The following is a 13822-nucleotide window of genomic DNA, read 5'->3' as shown; positions in this document are numbered from 1 at the left end:
GGGGTGGGGTGATCTCTCAACTCGGGCATCGTTCGAGATGAGAGACTGTCACCCCACCCCGCCGCTCTCCGGACGATGCTTCGCATCGCCGGGTTCGCGTCGACCCTCCCCCTCCAGGGGAGGGTGAGAGGACACGTCCTCAAAAAGAAAACGAGTTTCAACGCTTCGACGCCGCCAGCACCCGGTCCACCATTTGGGGCGCGAGGCCGAGATAGTTTTTCGGCGAGGTCAGCCGGTCGATGGTGGCGCGATCGATCCGCGCGGTCACCCGCGAGTCGGCCGACAGTGCGTCGGCCAGCGTCATGGCGTTGTCGTTGGCGAGGCGGCAGGCGTCGTAGACGACATCGTGCGCTTCCTGCCGGCCGATCTCCGGCGCCAGCCCCATCATCACGGCCTCCGCGACGATCAGGCCGCGGCTGATGTCTAGATTGCCAGCCATCCGCTTCTCGTCGACCACGAGGCCGGCCAGTGCGAATTTCGCCTGGTTGAGCGCGCCGGCGGTCAGCACGAAGCTCTCCGGAATCGCCATCCATTCCGCATGCCACGGCCCGGTGGCGCGTTCGAGATCCTGCACCATGGCGTCCAGCATCAGGCCGGCATGCTGCCGCACCGCCTTGGAGGCGGCCAGCATCAGCTCCGACGAGATCGGGTTGCGCTTCTGCGGCATGGTCGAGGACGCGCCGCGGCCTTTTACAAACGGCTCGTAGAGCTCGGCGAATTCGGTCGAGGCCATGATCATGATGTCGAGCCCGATCTTGCCGAGCGAGCCGGTCACCAGCGCGAGGAAATTCACGGCTTCCGCAAAACCGTCGCGCGCGACATGCCATGTCGATACGGGAACGCCGAGGCCGAGCTCTTCGCAAAATGCCTGCTGCACCTCAAATCCCTTGTCGCCGAGCGAGGCCAGCGTGCCGGCGGCGCCGGCAAACTGGCCGACCAGCAGGCGCGGCTTCAACTGTTCGAGGCGCTCGGCGTGACGGTCGAACATCGCGAGGTAAATCGCGGTCTTGTAGCCGAACGTCACCGGCAGCGCCTGCTGCAGATGGGTGCGGCCCGCCATCGGCGTATCGCGATAACGCTTCGACAGGTCGGCGAGGATGCCGCGCAACGCCAGAATATCCGCCTCGATGATATCAAGGCCGGCGCGCAGCTGCAGCACCACGGCGGTATCCATGATGTCCTGCGTGGTGGCGCCCCAATGCACATAGCGGCCGGCCTCGCCGCACTGTCTTGTCATCTGGTGGACCAGCGGCAGAATGGGATAGCCGACGATATCGGTCTCCCGGCGCAACAGATCGAAATCAAACGCCGCGACGTCGGTGCGCTTGGCGATGTGCTCCGCGGCCTCGGCCGGAATCACGCCGCAGCGCGCCTCGGCCCGCGCCAGCGCGATCTCGACCTCGGCATAGCGGGAGATCAGGCTGAAGTCCGAAAACACCTCGCGCATTTCAGGCGTGCCGAAGGCGTCGCGGAACAGGATGGAGTCGAGCACGGTGGTGGAGGTCGGGAAAGCGGGCATGGGTTTCCTTGGGGAATCGCGGGGCAGCGGACAGCGTTACAGCGGGGTATAGCGCACCGCACGCGATCTGTCCGTCATGCGTTTTCTCCCCTCCCCCCGCGAAGCGGCGGGGAGGGGTCGGGGGTGGGGGGTGCTTCAGCAAATTCGCTGCCCGTCGAATGGCACAGTCTCACTGCCGGCATGCGCGAACGACTCACACCGCATGCGCTGATAGACCCCCCACCCCCGACCCCTCCCCGCCACGCGCAAGTGCGCGTGGGAGGAGGGGAGAAGAGTCGCCCGGCGCTGTATCGCGATGGCGGCGCTCTCTTAAGCCTTCGGCCCGCCGTTCTTCTCGGCGGCGCGGCGCATCGCTTCGGCCAGTGCGCCGCCGGATTGCTGTTGCGACTTGGCCGGTGACGATGACGTCATCGACTTCGCGGGAATATCGCGCGGCCTCTCCTGCTGCTTGCGCTCGCCCTTGGCGCCGATCTCGTCGTCGAGCCGCAGCGTCAGCGCGATGCGCTTGCGGGCGACCTCGACCTCCAGCACCTTGACCTTGACGATGTCGCCCGACTTCACCACCTCGCGCGGATCCTTGATGAAGGTTTTCGACATCGCGGAGATGTGCACGAGGCCGTCCTGGTGCACGCCGATATCGACGAAGGCGCCGAACGCCGCGACGTTGGTGACGGTGCCTTCGAGGATCATGCCCTTCTTGAGGTCCTTCAGGGTCTCGACGCCCTCCTTGAACACCGCGGCCTTGAAGGCCGGGCGCGGATCGCGGCCTGGCTTTTCCAGCTCGCGCAGGATGTCGGTCACCGTCGGCAAACCAAAGGTGTCATCGACGAAGGCCTGCGGCTTCAGCTGGCGCACGATCTCGGCATTGCCGATCAGCGCCTTGATGTCGCTCTTGGTCGCGGTCAGGATCTTGCGCACCACCGGATAGGCTTCCGGATGCACGCCGGAGGCGTCGAGCGGATCCTCGCCGCCCTGGATGCGCAGGAAGCCGGCGCATTGCTCGAACGCTTTCGGGCCGAGCCGCGGCACCTCCTTCAGCGCCTTGCGCGACTTGAACGGGCCGTTGGCGTCGCGGTGCTGCACGATGCTCTGCGCCAGCCCCGAGCCGATGCCTGACACCCGCGCCAATAGCGGCGCCGAGGCGGTGTTGGCGTCGACCCCGACGGCGTTGACGCAATCTTCCACCACGGCATCGAGCGAGCGCGCCAGCTTGCTCTCGCCGAGGTCGTGCTGGTATTGCCCGACCCCGATCGCCTTGGGATCGATCTTGACCAGCTCGGCCAGGGGATCCTGCAGCCGCCGCGCGATCGAGACCGCGCCGCGCAGGGTGACGTCGAGCTCCGGCAATTCCTCCGACGCGAACGCCGAGGCCGAATAGACCGACGCGCCGGCCTCCGACACCACGATCTTCGACATCTTCAGATCCGGCAGCAGCTTGACCAGCTCCATGGCGAGCTTGTCGGTTTCGCGCGACGCGGTGCCGTTGCCGATCGCGATCAGGTCGACGCGATGTTGCACGGCGAGCTTGCCGAGTGTCGCCAGCGCTGCGTCCCACTGCCGCTGCGGTTCGTGCGGATAGACCGCCGTGGTGGCAACCACCTTGCCGGTGGCGTCGACGATCGCGACCTTGACGCCGGAGCGGAAGCCGGGATCGAGCCCCATGGTGACGCGCGCGCCGGCCGGCGCCGCCAGCAACAGGTCGCGCAGATTGGACGCGAACACGCGCACGGCTTCCTGCTCGGCGGCATCCCACAGCCGCATCCGCAGATCGATGTTGAGATGCACCTGGATCTTGGTGCGCCAGGCCCAGCGCACCGTCTCCAGCAGCCATTTGTCGCCGGGCCGGCCCTGATCCGAAATCGCAAAACGCTGCATGATCTTCATCTCATGCGAGCTGACCGGCGGCGGCGTGGCCGCGACCGGCTCGGGCAGCATCTGCAGGTCGAGGATCTCTTCCTTCTCGCCGCGGAACATCGCGAGGATGCGGTGCGACGGCAGTTTGCTCAGCGCCTGGCTGAACTCGAAATAATCCTTGAACTTCTCGCCCTCGGTCCGCTTGCCCTTGCGCGCCGTCGACGTCAGCAGGCCGTTCGACCAGACCTGTTCGCGCAACGCGCCGATCAGGTCGGCATCCTCGGCGAAGCGTTCGACCAGAATGGCACGCGCGCCGTCGAGCGCGGCAGCGGTGTCCGGCACCTGCTTCTCGGCATCGACGAACGGCTTTGCCGCTGATGTCGGCTTGTTCTCCGGCTGGGTCAGCAGCAGATCGGCCAGCGGCTCCAGCCCCGCCTCCTTGGCGATCTCGGCCTTGGTGCGGCGCTTCGGCTTGAACGGCAGATAGATGTCTTCCAGCCGTCCCTTGGTATCGGCGGAGAGAATGGCAGCTTCGAGCGCGGCATCGAGCTTGCCCTGTTCGCGGACCGAATCGAGGATCGCGGTGCGGCGCGCCTCGAGTTCGCGCAGATAGTTCAGGCGCTCTTCCAGCGTGCGCAATTGCGCGTCGTCGAGCGCGCCGGTGATTTCCTTGCGGTAGCGCGCCACGAACGGAACCGTGGCGCCGCCGTCGAGCAGCGTCACCGTCGCCTCGACCTGCTGTTCGCGAACGCCGAGCTCTTCCGCAATCTGCCGATAGATGTTTGCCACGCGAGATTCTTTCTCAAAGCTGTCGCAGCGTTTGCTTGATCAGCCGCGGGAAACGCTTATGGACCATGACCGCTTGATTCATCAACCCGGCGCAGAACAAATTGTTCTGTGGACGAACGTCGTTCAATCATCTCCGACCTCATCCTGAGGAGCAACGCGGCTTCGCGTTGCGTCTCGAAGGATGAGGTCGGCATTTGGTTCCCAAGATAAAGGTGGATCGATGGCATCTAACTGTGTAGACGGACGCTCCCCCTCAGGAAGCGCTCATGTCGATCTGCGGACTTGATTTCGGAACGTCGAATACCACGCTCGGCACGATCGAGGGCGATGCGCCGGTTCTGACCGCGCTGGAGGCCGGCCACACCACGATCCCGAGCGCGATCTTCTATGAAACCGACGGCGCGGTGCTGATCGGACGCAAGGCGATCGAGAGCTATGTCGAGGGCGCGCCCGGCCGGCTGATGCGCAGCCTGAAATCGGTGCTGGGGACCTCGCTGATCGAGGAGACGACGTGGCTGGGGCGGGAGCGGACCAGCTTTCGCGACGTCATCGCCTATTATCTGGGGGCGGTGAAGCGGCGCGCCGAACAGGCCACCGGCCGCGAGCTGCGCGACGTGGTGCACGGCCGTCCCGTGCACTTCGTCGACAACGCCGACGACGCCGACCGCAAAGCCGAGCAGACCCTGCGCGACATTGCCCACGAAATCGGCTTCGATCAGGTCACCTTCCAGTTCGAGCCGATCGCGGCATCGCTGGATTATGAGCGCGAAATCTCGGCCGAGGAGATCGCCCTGATCGCCGATATCGGCGGCGGCACTTCGGATTTCTCGATCGTGCGGCTGGGGCCGCAGCGTCACGGCAAGGTCGACCGCTCCTCGGACATCCTCGCCAATGACGGCGTGCGGATCGGCGGCACCGATTTCGACCGCCAGCTCAGCCTCGGCGTGGTCATGCCGCTGTTCGGTTTCGGCAGCCCGATGAAGCGCCCCGGCCTCGACGTGCCCTCGAGCTATTTCCACGACCTCGCGACCTGGTCGAACATCAACCGGATGTACGAACCGCGCGTGATCGCCGACATCCGCCAGGTCCGGCAGGAGGCCAGCGAGCCGGAATTGCTCACCCGGCTGGTGCGGGTGGTCGAGGAACAGCGCGGCCACACGCTGGCGATGGAGGTGGAGGACGCCAAGATCGCGCTGTCCGACACGCGCCGGGCCGACATCCCCCTGCAATGGGTAGCACCCGGCCTTGCCGCCGCCATCGGCCGCCCCGATCTGGTCAGCCACACCGGGCAACTGGCCGAGCGTATCGCGGCCCGCATCAAGATTTGTCTAAACCAGGCGCGCTTGACCGCCAGCGATATCGATGCCGTGTTCCTGACCGGCGGTTCGGTGCGGCTCGCCCATGTCCGCAAGGCCATTACCAAGGCGCTGCCGTCGTCCCGAATCGTCGAGGGCGATACCTTTGGCGCGGTCGGCAAGGGCCTGACGCTGGAGGCGCTGCGGCGCTACGGGCCCGGGAACTGAGGCGGTGCCGCTGATCGACTGAGGCCTATTTGCAATGCCTGCCCGGCAATTGCATAGTCGATCGAACGGAATGCCGGGATGGCAGTTGGGGAAAGAGAAAAATGGCGGACGCCGATCTGGATGTCGTAATCCGGCAGCTTGCGAAACAACAATACAAGGGTCTGATGGCCGCCGCCAAGAAGCGGCGGGATCGCTACGCCGGCCTCGCCGCCAAGGCGAAGAACAGCGAGGCCAAGGCCAAATTGAAGCTGATCGCGAAAAACACCATGGAACAGGCGGCGGCCGCCGCAAGGCGGCTGCAGATTTCCGCCGACAATGCCGCTGACAGTTACGCCCGATCGATGCGCCATGCGGCCGAGGCCGCGCCGCCGGCCAAGAAGCTGGTCGCCAACCCCGTCAAGAAGGCGGCGAAGAAGGCATCCAGGAAGACAAAGGCCTGAGGAAGTATCCTTGGGGTAGCGGATGGATCTCAAACAACTGCGAACCTTCCGGGCGGTCGCGGAGCTCGGAAGCCTGAGCAAGGCGGCCGACCGGCTGCGGGCCGCCCAGCCGGCGCTGAGCCGGCACATCAAACTGCTCGAGCACGAGCTTCGGGTCGAGCTCTTCATCCGCAACGGCCGCGGCATGCTCTTGACCAGCGCCGGCCAGATCCTGCTCGACCGCACCACCGGCCTGGTGCGTCAGATCGAACAGGTGCGCGACGATATTCAATCGGCCAGCGGCAAACCTTCGGGGCGGGTCATCCTCGGCCTGGTGCCGACCGTCAGCGCGGTGTTGTCGGGCCGGCTGGCCCGCCGCATCATCACTGATTTGCCCGATATCTCGCTGCGCATCGTCGAAAGCTATGGCGGCCATCTGGTCGAATGGCTGCACCGGGGCGAGATGGACCTCGCGATCACCTATGGCCCCGCCGATGATTTGCATCTTTCCGTTCACTCGATCGGCCACGAGGATCTCGCGGTGGTCGGTCCGCCGGGTTCGGGCCTGGGAAGGAAAAAGCAGGTCGAGCTGGAATGGCTGGTCAAGCAAAGGCTGATCCTTCCCAGCATTTCGCATGGCCTGCGGGTGCTGCTGGAAAAGGCCGTCGCCCGCAAGAAACTGACGCTCAACACCATGATGGAGGCCGATTCCTACCGCGCCCAGATCGCGCTGATGGAAGAGGGGCTGGGCTACACGCTGTTGCCGGCGTCGGCGATTCGCGCCGAGCTGGCGGCGAAGCGCCTGGAGATGGCGGCGCTGGTGAACCCGTCGGTTTCCCGCGAGCTGCTTCTGGCGTCGCCGATCGCGCGCCCGTCCTCGATCGCCACCAGCACGATCTCGGCGCTGATCATTGCCGAGATCGCGCAACTGGCCAAAGAAGGCCTCTGGAACATCAAGCTGGCTGGCTGAAGGCCGCGCTTGCCCGTATCCCGGCTCAGTTGTAGAGCGCCTCATCGCCGAGAACGGATTGCCGGAAGCGCGTGGTCAGGATCACGCCGTCGGCCGGCGGCAAGGTAAAGACCAAGGCTTCGGGATTGATCTTCATCAGCGCGAACACCGTTCCCTTGCCCTGGTGGGCGAGATCGCGGATCTCCGTCACCTGCTCCATGGTTCTGACGGTTTGCGAGGTGCGGATGCCGGCGGCCAGCGCCATGCCGGCGAGGTCGACGCCGGAGGCCGTGTGGGTCTTCTGCATGCCGGTCTCGCCGAAGCGTTCGTTGTCGAGCACCGCGATGGTCAGGTTCGGCGGCTTCTCCACCGCGATGGTGGCGAGTGAGCCGATACCCATCAGCATCTCGCCGTCGCCGGTGATCACCAGCACCTTGCGCTTCGGCTGGGCCAGCGCGAGGCCCAGTCCCATCATCGCGGCGGCGCCCATGGCGCCCCACAGCGGAAAATTGTTGGCGTGGTCGCCGGCGGCCGAGACGTCCCAGTTCGGCGCGCCGAGACCGGCGATGACCAGGATATCGCCGCGGTCGCGCAGCAATTCGTTGACGACGTCGCGACGATGAAGCAGTGCGTTGGGATTGGTCATTTGCGTGCCAGCTCCTTGAAGTTCTTGGCCCCCAACACCCGTTGCCCGATCAGGACCGCAGCCGGCCGCCAGGTGTTGAAGGCGAGGTTCGCAGCGCCCCAGACGGTCGGCGCGACATCATCAGGGGTGTCCGCGCGCGTCACGATGACGCCCATGGCTTCGAGCGAGGCCTGCGTGCCCTGCCCCATCGGAATCTGCCACGGATTGAACTCGCCCCAGTCGCCCCGCATCGTCACCAGCATCAACAGCGGCATGTGGCAGATCGCCGGCAGCGACAGCATATTGATGCAGTTGCCGACGCCGCTCGACTGCAGCAGCAGCACGCCGCGCTGGCCGCCGAGCCAGGCGCCGGCCAGCATGGCCACGCCTTCCTCTTCGGTCGTCAGCGTGACAAGCCGCGTCTCCGGGTCGGCATCGAAAGCGCGAATGAGCCGGCTATGGCCGGCATCCGGCACCATCGCGACCTGCTTGACGCCGGCTTCCTTGAGGATGCGGTAGACATCGTCCGGCCACGACGGCAATGGCGGAGACGCCGGGTTCGGTTTGGCTGTCGTTTCTGCCATCGAATGGCGCTCCTCACGTCGGTTTCTCGGGTTTGGTGCGCAGACTAGATGGTTTTGGCGGGGCGCACGACGCCCAATGTCGTTATGGCTTCTATCGCAAAATTGAAACTCTCGGCGAATGCGCGCTAGATTGCGCGAAAACGGGAGGTCGACATGTCCGATCCGCAACGCCGGGAATTTCTGGTCACGGCCGCGGCCATAGCGACGCTGGCGACGCTCACCGGCGCGCCGCCGGCCATGGCCGGCGATCCGAGCTTCATGAACAATGTTCCGGATCCCTCGCTGTCGGGCAAGGATCTGCCGACCTTCAAGTTCGCGCTCGAGAAGTCCGAGGGCAAGGTGATCGGCAACAGCTCCGGCAAGGAGGCCACGGTCACGCAGCTGCCGATTTCCAGGGGATTGGCCGGGGTTTCCATGCGGCTGGAGCCCGGCGCGATGCGCGAGCTGCACTGGCACGCCACCGCGGCGGAATGGGCCTTCGTCATCGAGGGGCGCGTTCGCACCACCGTGATCGATCCCGCCGGCCTCGCCGAGACCAACGACTTCGACCCGGGCGACGTCTGGTATTTTCCGCGGGGGCACGGACACATGCTGCAGTGCCTCGGCGACAAGCCCTGTCATTTCATCCTGATCTTCGACAATGGCTACTTCTCCGAATTCGGCACCTTCAGCATCACCGACTGGATCGGACATATCCCGAAACCGCTGCTGGCGAAGAATTTTGGACTGCCCGAGTCGGCGTTCGACACCTTCCCCCGGGAGGAGGTGTATTTTGCGCGCGGCAAGCCGCCTCCGGCGGAGCCCTCGGTGCCGCTGCAGGGCTGGAAGCTGCCGCCGGAGACGCACCGATATCGCCTGCTGGCGCAGCCGCCGCACGGCGTCTATCAGGGCGGCCGGGAATGGCGGGTCGACTCAACCCGCTTCCCGATCGCCAAGACCATCACCGGCGTGGTGCTCGACCTCGATCCCGGCGCGCTGCGAACGCTGCACTGGCATCCCAATGCCGACGAGTGGCAATACGTCATCGACGGCAGCGTGAGCGTCACCCTGTTCGGCTCGCACGGGCGCGTCAGGACCGAACAGCTGCAGCAGGGCGACGTCGGCTACATCCCGCAGGGCTACGGCCACTCGATCGAGAATGTCGGGAGCAAGACCGCCCGCATCCTGATCGGTTTCAATGCCGGGATCTACGAGACCATCGACCTCACGCAATGGATCGCGGCAAACCCCGCCGACGTGCTGGCCACCAATTTCGGGCAGCCGGCGGAGTTGTTCGCGAAGTTTCCGCAGCGCGATGTGTTTGTCACCGGCAGGAACGGGCCCGGCAAATAGGTCGGCCGACGCAGGATTTTATCTATGACCATACCGTTCAAGACGATCCGCGCCCGCGCCGAGAAGCGCAAGGGCGGAGCCAAGGCACTGAACAAATTGCTGCCGCCGAAGCCGGACCCGAAGGCTCTCGCAAAACTCGGCGACGACCGCGTGCTGGCGGAGATGACCCGGCGCGCGTTTTGCGCCGGCTTCGCCTGGAGCGTCATCGAGGCAAAATGGCCGGGATTTGAGAAGGCGTTTCTCAAATTCCAGCCGGGCAAGCTCACATTGCAGCCCGATGAGTTCTGGGACGGATTGATGAAGGATGCGAGCATTGTCCGCAACGGCGCCAAGATCATGTCGGTCCGCGCCAACGCCAGCTTCGTCAGGGAAGTGGCGAAGGAACATGGCAGCTTCGGCAAGTTCCTCGCCCAATGGCCATCCTCCGACGAGGCCGGATTGCTCGAACTGTTGGCGAAACGCGGCAGCCGGCTCGGCGGCAATACCGGCCAGATGCTGTTGCGCTTCCTCGGCTGGGACGGGTTCGTGACGTCAAGGGACGTGGTCGCGTGCCTGCGGGATGCCGGCCTCGACGTGGCCGAGACGGTTACTTCAAAGCGCGATCTCGCCAAGGTGCAGGCCCAGTTCAACGCATGGGCCGAGGAGACCGGCCTGCCGTACACGCATCTGTCACGCATCTGCGCCCTGTCGGTCGGCGAGAATTACAGCAGCGAGACGCTGGCGCGTTTCGCCGGTGGGGAGGAATGACGCCATGAGGGTCGGACGCAACGACCCCTGCCCCTGCGGCAGCGGCAAGAAATTCAAGAAATGCTGTCTCGACAAGCAGCGCGTGGAGCCGCCAACGACCGTAGCGGTCGGCGATCCCTACGCCTTGGAAAAGTGGGACGATTTCGAAGACGCGGACGGGCAAATGCAGGACTACGACCCGCTGGTCGAACCTGATCCGGACGAATGGCTCGCGGCCGGCGAGCAGGAACGCATCGACGCCGTCAAATACTATCACCGGGATGCGAGGTCGGAGGCGGAACGCAGCACCTTGCACGCGGTGATCCACGCCGTCGTCGAGAACCAGATCGCGGAGGGCGATGAACTTCCGGCCCGGCGCACCATGACGCGGCTGATGGATCAGGGGCTCGACCGTCACGAAGCGATTCATGCCGTCGGTTCGGTCCTCGCCGGCCATCTCAACGAACTGATGCGTGAAGCGAAAGCAGGTCGCGATCCGGAGGGCGACGTCAACGTCCCATACTTTGCCGAACTGGAACGTTTGACGGCAAAAAGACTGGCTGAACTCCGGCTGAGGATATGCCCGCGCGAAGCCGTCGCCGGTTCGCACCGCTATCTTCCGACCTCAAATCACGAAAAACCCGTGGCTGGCGTCGCGCTTGAGCTGTTCGACCAGGCCGTATTCCCAATCGAGATAGGCCTGCATCGCTGATGTATCGACGTCGGTGCCTTCATAGGGACGCCGGTAGCGGTGCGACGGATCGGGTCTTGGTAACACCAGCGGCGGTCCCATCTCCAGCGCGCCGTCATAGCCGCCTTCGAGCACGTAGACCTCCCAGCCCATTTGCGCGAGCCAGGACGCGGTCATGTCGGCGCGCACGCCTCTATCGTCCGTCAGCAGGATGCGCGCGCCGCGCACCGGCGCGGCCATGTCGATCTCCTGCACCAGTTGGCCGCCCGGATAGTGGCGGAAGCCTGCGATGTGGCCGGCGGCATATTCCTCCGCCGAGCGGACATCGAAGCGATAGAGCGTGCGGGGGGTCTGTGCCGTTAACGCCAACGCTTCTTCCCGACCAAGGTGTCGGACGCCGGCGCGGTAGGCGACGTCGCGGGCATTGGCTTCGGCGCCCGCGAAGGCGCCGACCTCGCCGCGCCTGTTGGCGCCATGCTCGAGCTCCTGTTTGGCCAACGTCCAGCCGATCGTGCCGTTACGCAACGCCACCACTCTGTTCGTGACGCCGGCATTGATCAGCGACTGGGTGCCGATGATCGAGCGGGTGCGGCCGGCGCAATTGACGATGATGGTGGTCGCTGGATCCGGCGCGGCGCGGCCGGCGCGCAGCACCAGTTCGGCGCCGGGCACGCTGACCGAGCCCGGAATATTCATGGTGGCGTATTCGTCGAACCGCCTGACATCGAGCACCGCAATATTCGCCTTGCTCGCGATCAGCGCCGCGACTTCCTCGGCTGGCAGCGAGGGCGTGTGGCGACGGGATTCGACCAGTTCGCCAAATGCCTTTGCGTAGGAGTTCACGTCCTGGAAGACTTCGTAACCTGCCGCCTGCCAGGTCTGCAGTCCGCCGGCCAGCTGACGAACGTTTGTGTAGCCGAGCGCCTTGAAGCAATCCGCGGCCTGCGCCACCAGGCCCTCACCGGCGTCGTAGACAACGACCGGCACATCCTTGCGCGGCAGCCTCGTTTCGGCTTCGAGCGCGATGCGGCCGGCCGCCATGTTGGCGGCGAACAGCGGATGGCCGGTGGCGAAGGCGGCCTCATGCCGCAAATCGAGCAACGCAATTTCGTCGCGCAGCAACAGCATGCTGCGGATTTGTGAGGGGGCGATGGATAGCGCGGTCATGGAGGGTGATCCCAAAAAAATGCAGGACACTTCGTGCCGGCGTCATGGGCTTAACATCACGACGGCGACCGGGAAAGGTTCCGCAGACACTCAATCAGGCGGCTCGCGATCAGGCGCGCGAATGGTGCGAGTCCAATTCGATCGAGGTCACCGATTGATCCGGTACACGCCGCGCACAGGACGGGGGCCTGCCGGTGCCTTGCGCGTCAGCCAGTTGCCTGCACCAGGATGCTTTTGTCCCATAGCCATGAAGCGATCCTGCTCCCGGTAGCTAGCGGGATGTGGTTCCGCCATATCCAGGGAATGTCGCAGTAGGCGAAGCTGGGCGGGAGAGCAGAAAGCAATCGAACCAGATCCACGCCCTCGACATATGCAACGCCACCGTCGATGTTGGGGTGCCGGACGACCTGGCGAACCTGCACGAAGATGCCATCTATCACCGGCGCCGCATCGAGCGTGGCGTGGGGCGACACGGCGACCTGATCTGCCGGCCCTCGCGGCGCGGGTTCCAGCGGTGGATAAGGCCCGGCGGCTTCGACCACCGGGGCGCCGCCTGCACGCTCGTGCCAGAATGCGTTCGGGCACATTGCCGACACGCGCGCATACTCCTGTTTCGTCCGGCCGGTGTAGCGACCGACCCGCTCGGTGATGCGCATGCGAAAGAACTGCCGTGCAGGCTCGGCGTTCTCCGGCTTCCTCAGCATGGTGTTGACGATGATTGCGCCCTGGAGACCCGACTGCAATGCCAGATGCACGCCTTGCGAGGACAGCGGATCGACGCTCAAACAGGAATCACCAAGCCGAATGTAGCTGTTACCGACGGGATCCTCCGCATGCTGACTGGTGGCATCGCATGCCTGCGGATCGGAACATTGCTCGCCCATTTGCTCCAGGCTCAGGGCACGAAATTGCCGAAGCAGGCCCGCATACTTCGCTTGCACGCCGCCCCTCTCGCTCGCTGCAACGCGGCGCGGATCGCAGAAAGCCGAGACGACCGCGCGGTCGCGTGCGGTCCGGGCATACCAAAGCCAGGCGTCCTCCCCGGCCTCGATCAACCCGTCGAACTCGACCATCCCCCTGAGCGCCCAGTTCGCATGGATCGACAGCAGCGGCGGGCCATCCTTGATGCGAGCCCCCGGGATCGCCGGACGCCGTCCGGCGGCATCGACGATGAATCGCGCCTTCAGGAACTGGCGCCGATCGTCAGACGCGATCGCTACCCCCCAGCTCGAATCCTGCAGTCGTTCCACCTTCTGAACCTGGACTGGCTGGTAAACCCTCACTCCCGCTGCACGCGACCTGCACAACAAGAGTCCGTCGAGGACCGCTCGATCGACATGATATCCCTGCTGCGGAACGAGCCTTGTTTCCGAATCCCCCCACCTTACGGCAGAGAGATTGCGCCGCCAGAATTGCGCGTTGTTGAACTCACGGCCGAGGCCGAGGTAATCGATCAGCGCGACGGTTTCATCCGATATGCAAATGCCGACGTGGCCGCGCGGAAAGCGGCGGCGCTCCACGATGCCGGCGTCCAGCCCCATCTGGGCCAACCGAATGGCGGCCGAGGTTCCCGCCGGACCCGCCCCCAGGATTACGACATCATGCTCGGCGGCAAATTTCATGCATGGTCCGCGGCAAGAGAAG

At 65.1% G+C, this 13822-nt stretch carries 12 protein-coding genes; 6 read left to right on the top strand and 6 right to left on the bottom strand.

From position 1 onward, the window contains the following. Positions 1–157: 157 nt before the first annotated feature. The gene (locus Q7T45_RS00925; RefSeq protein WP_304866219.1) at positions 158–1519 is read right to left on the bottom strand and encodes an adenylosuccinate lyase family protein; all 1362 of its coding nucleotides are present in this window, start codon (positions 1517–1519) and stop codon (positions 158–160) included. Between the two features lie 309 nt (positions 1520–1828). Next, on the bottom strand, positions 1829–4162 hold the full coding sequence (locus Q7T45_RS00920; protein ID WP_304866216.1) for a Tex family protein: 2334 nt from the start codon (positions 4160–4162) through the stop codon (positions 1829–1831). A 266-nt stretch (positions 4163–4428) separates the two neighbouring features. Here Q7T45_RS00920 and Q7T45_RS00915 point away from each other — a divergent pair, with 266 nt between their 5' ends. The 3 genes from Q7T45_RS00915 (at position 4429) to Q7T45_RS00905 (ending at position 7074) form a co-directional block, all read left to right on the top strand. Beyond that, positions 4429–5685 carry an Hsp70 family protein gene (locus Q7T45_RS00915; RefSeq protein ID WP_304866213.1) on the top strand — a complete coding sequence of 419 codons (1257 nt, stop codon included), beginning with the start codon at positions 4429–4431 and terminating at the stop codon, positions 5683–5685. A gap of 101 nt (positions 5686–5786) precedes the next feature. After that, a complete protein-coding gene (locus tag Q7T45_RS00910) occupies positions 5787–6125 on the top strand; it encodes a hypothetical protein (protein ID WP_304866210.1) in 339 nt (112 codons plus the stop codon). Between the two features lie 22 nt (positions 6126–6147). After that, complete coding sequence (locus Q7T45_RS00905; RefSeq protein WP_304866207.1) at positions 6148–7074, top strand: LysR substrate-binding domain-containing protein; 927 nt, start codon at positions 6148–6150, stop codon at positions 7072–7074. A 25-nt stretch (positions 7075–7099) separates the two neighbouring features. Here the strand turns inward: Q7T45_RS00905 and Q7T45_RS00900 are convergent, their stop codons facing one another. Next, positions 7100–7699, bottom strand: coding sequence for a thiamine pyrophosphate-dependent enzyme (locus Q7T45_RS00900; protein WP_304866206.1), 600 nt, complete (start codon positions 7697–7699; stop codon positions 7100–7102). Continuing rightward, positions 7696–8262: a thiamine pyrophosphate-binding protein gene (locus tag Q7T45_RS00895; RefSeq protein ID WP_304866204.1), complete on the bottom strand. Its 567-nt coding sequence runs from the start codon at positions 8260–8262 to the stop codon at positions 7696–7698. Before Q7T45_RS00895 ends, Q7T45_RS00900 begins: the two co-directional genes overlap by 4 nt. Before the next feature lie 153 nt (positions 8263–8415). Between Q7T45_RS00895 and Q7T45_RS00890 the strand changes: the two genes are divergently transcribed. From Q7T45_RS00890 to Q7T45_RS00880, 3 genes are read left to right on the top strand one after another with little or no spacing between them, the layout of a single operon-like run. Continuing rightward, on the top strand, positions 8416–9594 hold the full coding sequence (locus Q7T45_RS00890) for a cupin domain-containing protein (RefSeq protein WP_304866201.1): 1179 nt from the start codon (positions 8416–8418) through the stop codon (positions 9592–9594). A 24-nt stretch (positions 9595–9618) separates the two neighbouring features. Continuing rightward, positions 9619–10341, top strand: coding sequence for a DNA-3-methyladenine glycosylase I (locus tag Q7T45_RS00885; protein WP_304866199.1), 723 nt, complete (start codon positions 9619–9621; stop codon positions 10339–10341). A 4-nt stretch (positions 10342–10345) separates the two neighbouring features. Continuing rightward, the gene (locus Q7T45_RS00880; protein ID WP_304866197.1) at positions 10346–11032 is read left to right on the top strand and encodes an SEC-C metal-binding domain-containing protein; all 687 of its coding nucleotides are present in this window, start codon (positions 10346–10348) and stop codon (positions 11030–11032) included. Here Q7T45_RS00880 and Q7T45_RS00875 read toward each other — a convergent pair. Beyond that, entirely contained in the window at positions 10946–12178 is a 1233-nt protein-coding gene (locus Q7T45_RS00875) for a rhodanese-like domain-containing protein (protein ID WP_304866195.1), read from the bottom strand. The genes Q7T45_RS00880 and Q7T45_RS00875 overlap by 87 nt on opposite strands. Before the next feature lie 206 nt (positions 12179–12384). Next, positions 12385–13800: an NAD(P)/FAD-dependent oxidoreductase gene (locus tag Q7T45_RS00870; protein ID WP_304866193.1), complete on the bottom strand. Its 1416-nt coding sequence runs from the start codon at positions 13798–13800 to the stop codon at positions 12385–12387. Positions 13801–13822: the final 22 nt, after the last annotated feature.

This window comes from Bradyrhizobium sp. (assembly GCF_030646015.1).
Classification (GTDB): Bacteria; Pseudomonadota; Alphaproteobacteria; order Rhizobiales; family Xanthobacteraceae; genus Bradyrhizobium.
The sequence above is the reverse complement of the archived record's forward strand: the minus strand, read 5'-3'. Positions and strand labels throughout refer to the sequence as shown.

What these genes read in the sequence shown, in the direction of transcription:
- Q7T45_RS00925 (WP_304866219.1), bottom strand. Translation starts at nt 1,519, where the DNA reads ATGCCCGCTTTCCCGACCTCCACCACCGTGCTCGACTCCATCCTGTTC.
- Q7T45_RS00915 (WP_304866213.1), top strand. Translation starts at nt 4,429, where the DNA reads ATGTCGATCTGCGGACTTGATTTCGGAACGTCGAATACCACGCTCGGC.
- Q7T45_RS00910 (WP_304866210.1), top strand. Translation starts at nt 5,787, where the DNA reads ATGGCGGACGCCGATCTGGATGTCGTAATCCGGCAGCTTGCGAAACAA.
- Q7T45_RS00905 (WP_304866207.1), top strand. Translation starts at nt 6,148, where the DNA reads ATGGATCTCAAACAACTGCGAACCTTCCGGGCGGTCGCGGAGCTCGGA.
- Q7T45_RS00900 (WP_304866206.1), bottom strand. Translation starts at nt 7,699, where the DNA reads ATGACCAATCCCAACGCACTGCTTCATCGTCGCGACGTCGTCAACGAA.
- Q7T45_RS00895 (WP_304866204.1), bottom strand. Translation starts at nt 8,262, where the DNA reads ATGGCAGAAACGACAGCCAAACCGAACCCGGCGTCTCCGCCATTGCCG.
- Q7T45_RS00890 (WP_304866201.1), top strand. Translation starts at nt 8,416, where the DNA reads ATGTCCGATCCGCAACGCCGGGAATTTCTGGTCACGGCCGCGGCCATA.
- Q7T45_RS00885 (WP_304866199.1), top strand. Translation starts at nt 9,619, where the DNA reads ATGACCATACCGTTCAAGACGATCCGCGCCCGCGCCGAGAAGCGCAAG.
- Q7T45_RS00880 (WP_304866197.1), top strand. Translation starts at nt 10,346, where the DNA reads ATGAGGGTCGGACGCAACGACCCCTGCCCCTGCGGCAGCGGCAAGAAA.
- Q7T45_RS00875 (WP_304866195.1), bottom strand. Translation starts at nt 12,178, where the DNA reads ATGACCGCGCTATCCATCGCCCCCTCACAAATCCGCAGCATGCTGTTG.
- Q7T45_RS00870 (WP_304866193.1), bottom strand. Translation starts at nt 13,800, where the DNA reads ATGAAATTTGCCGCCGAGCATGATGTCGTAATCCTGGGGGCGGGTCCG.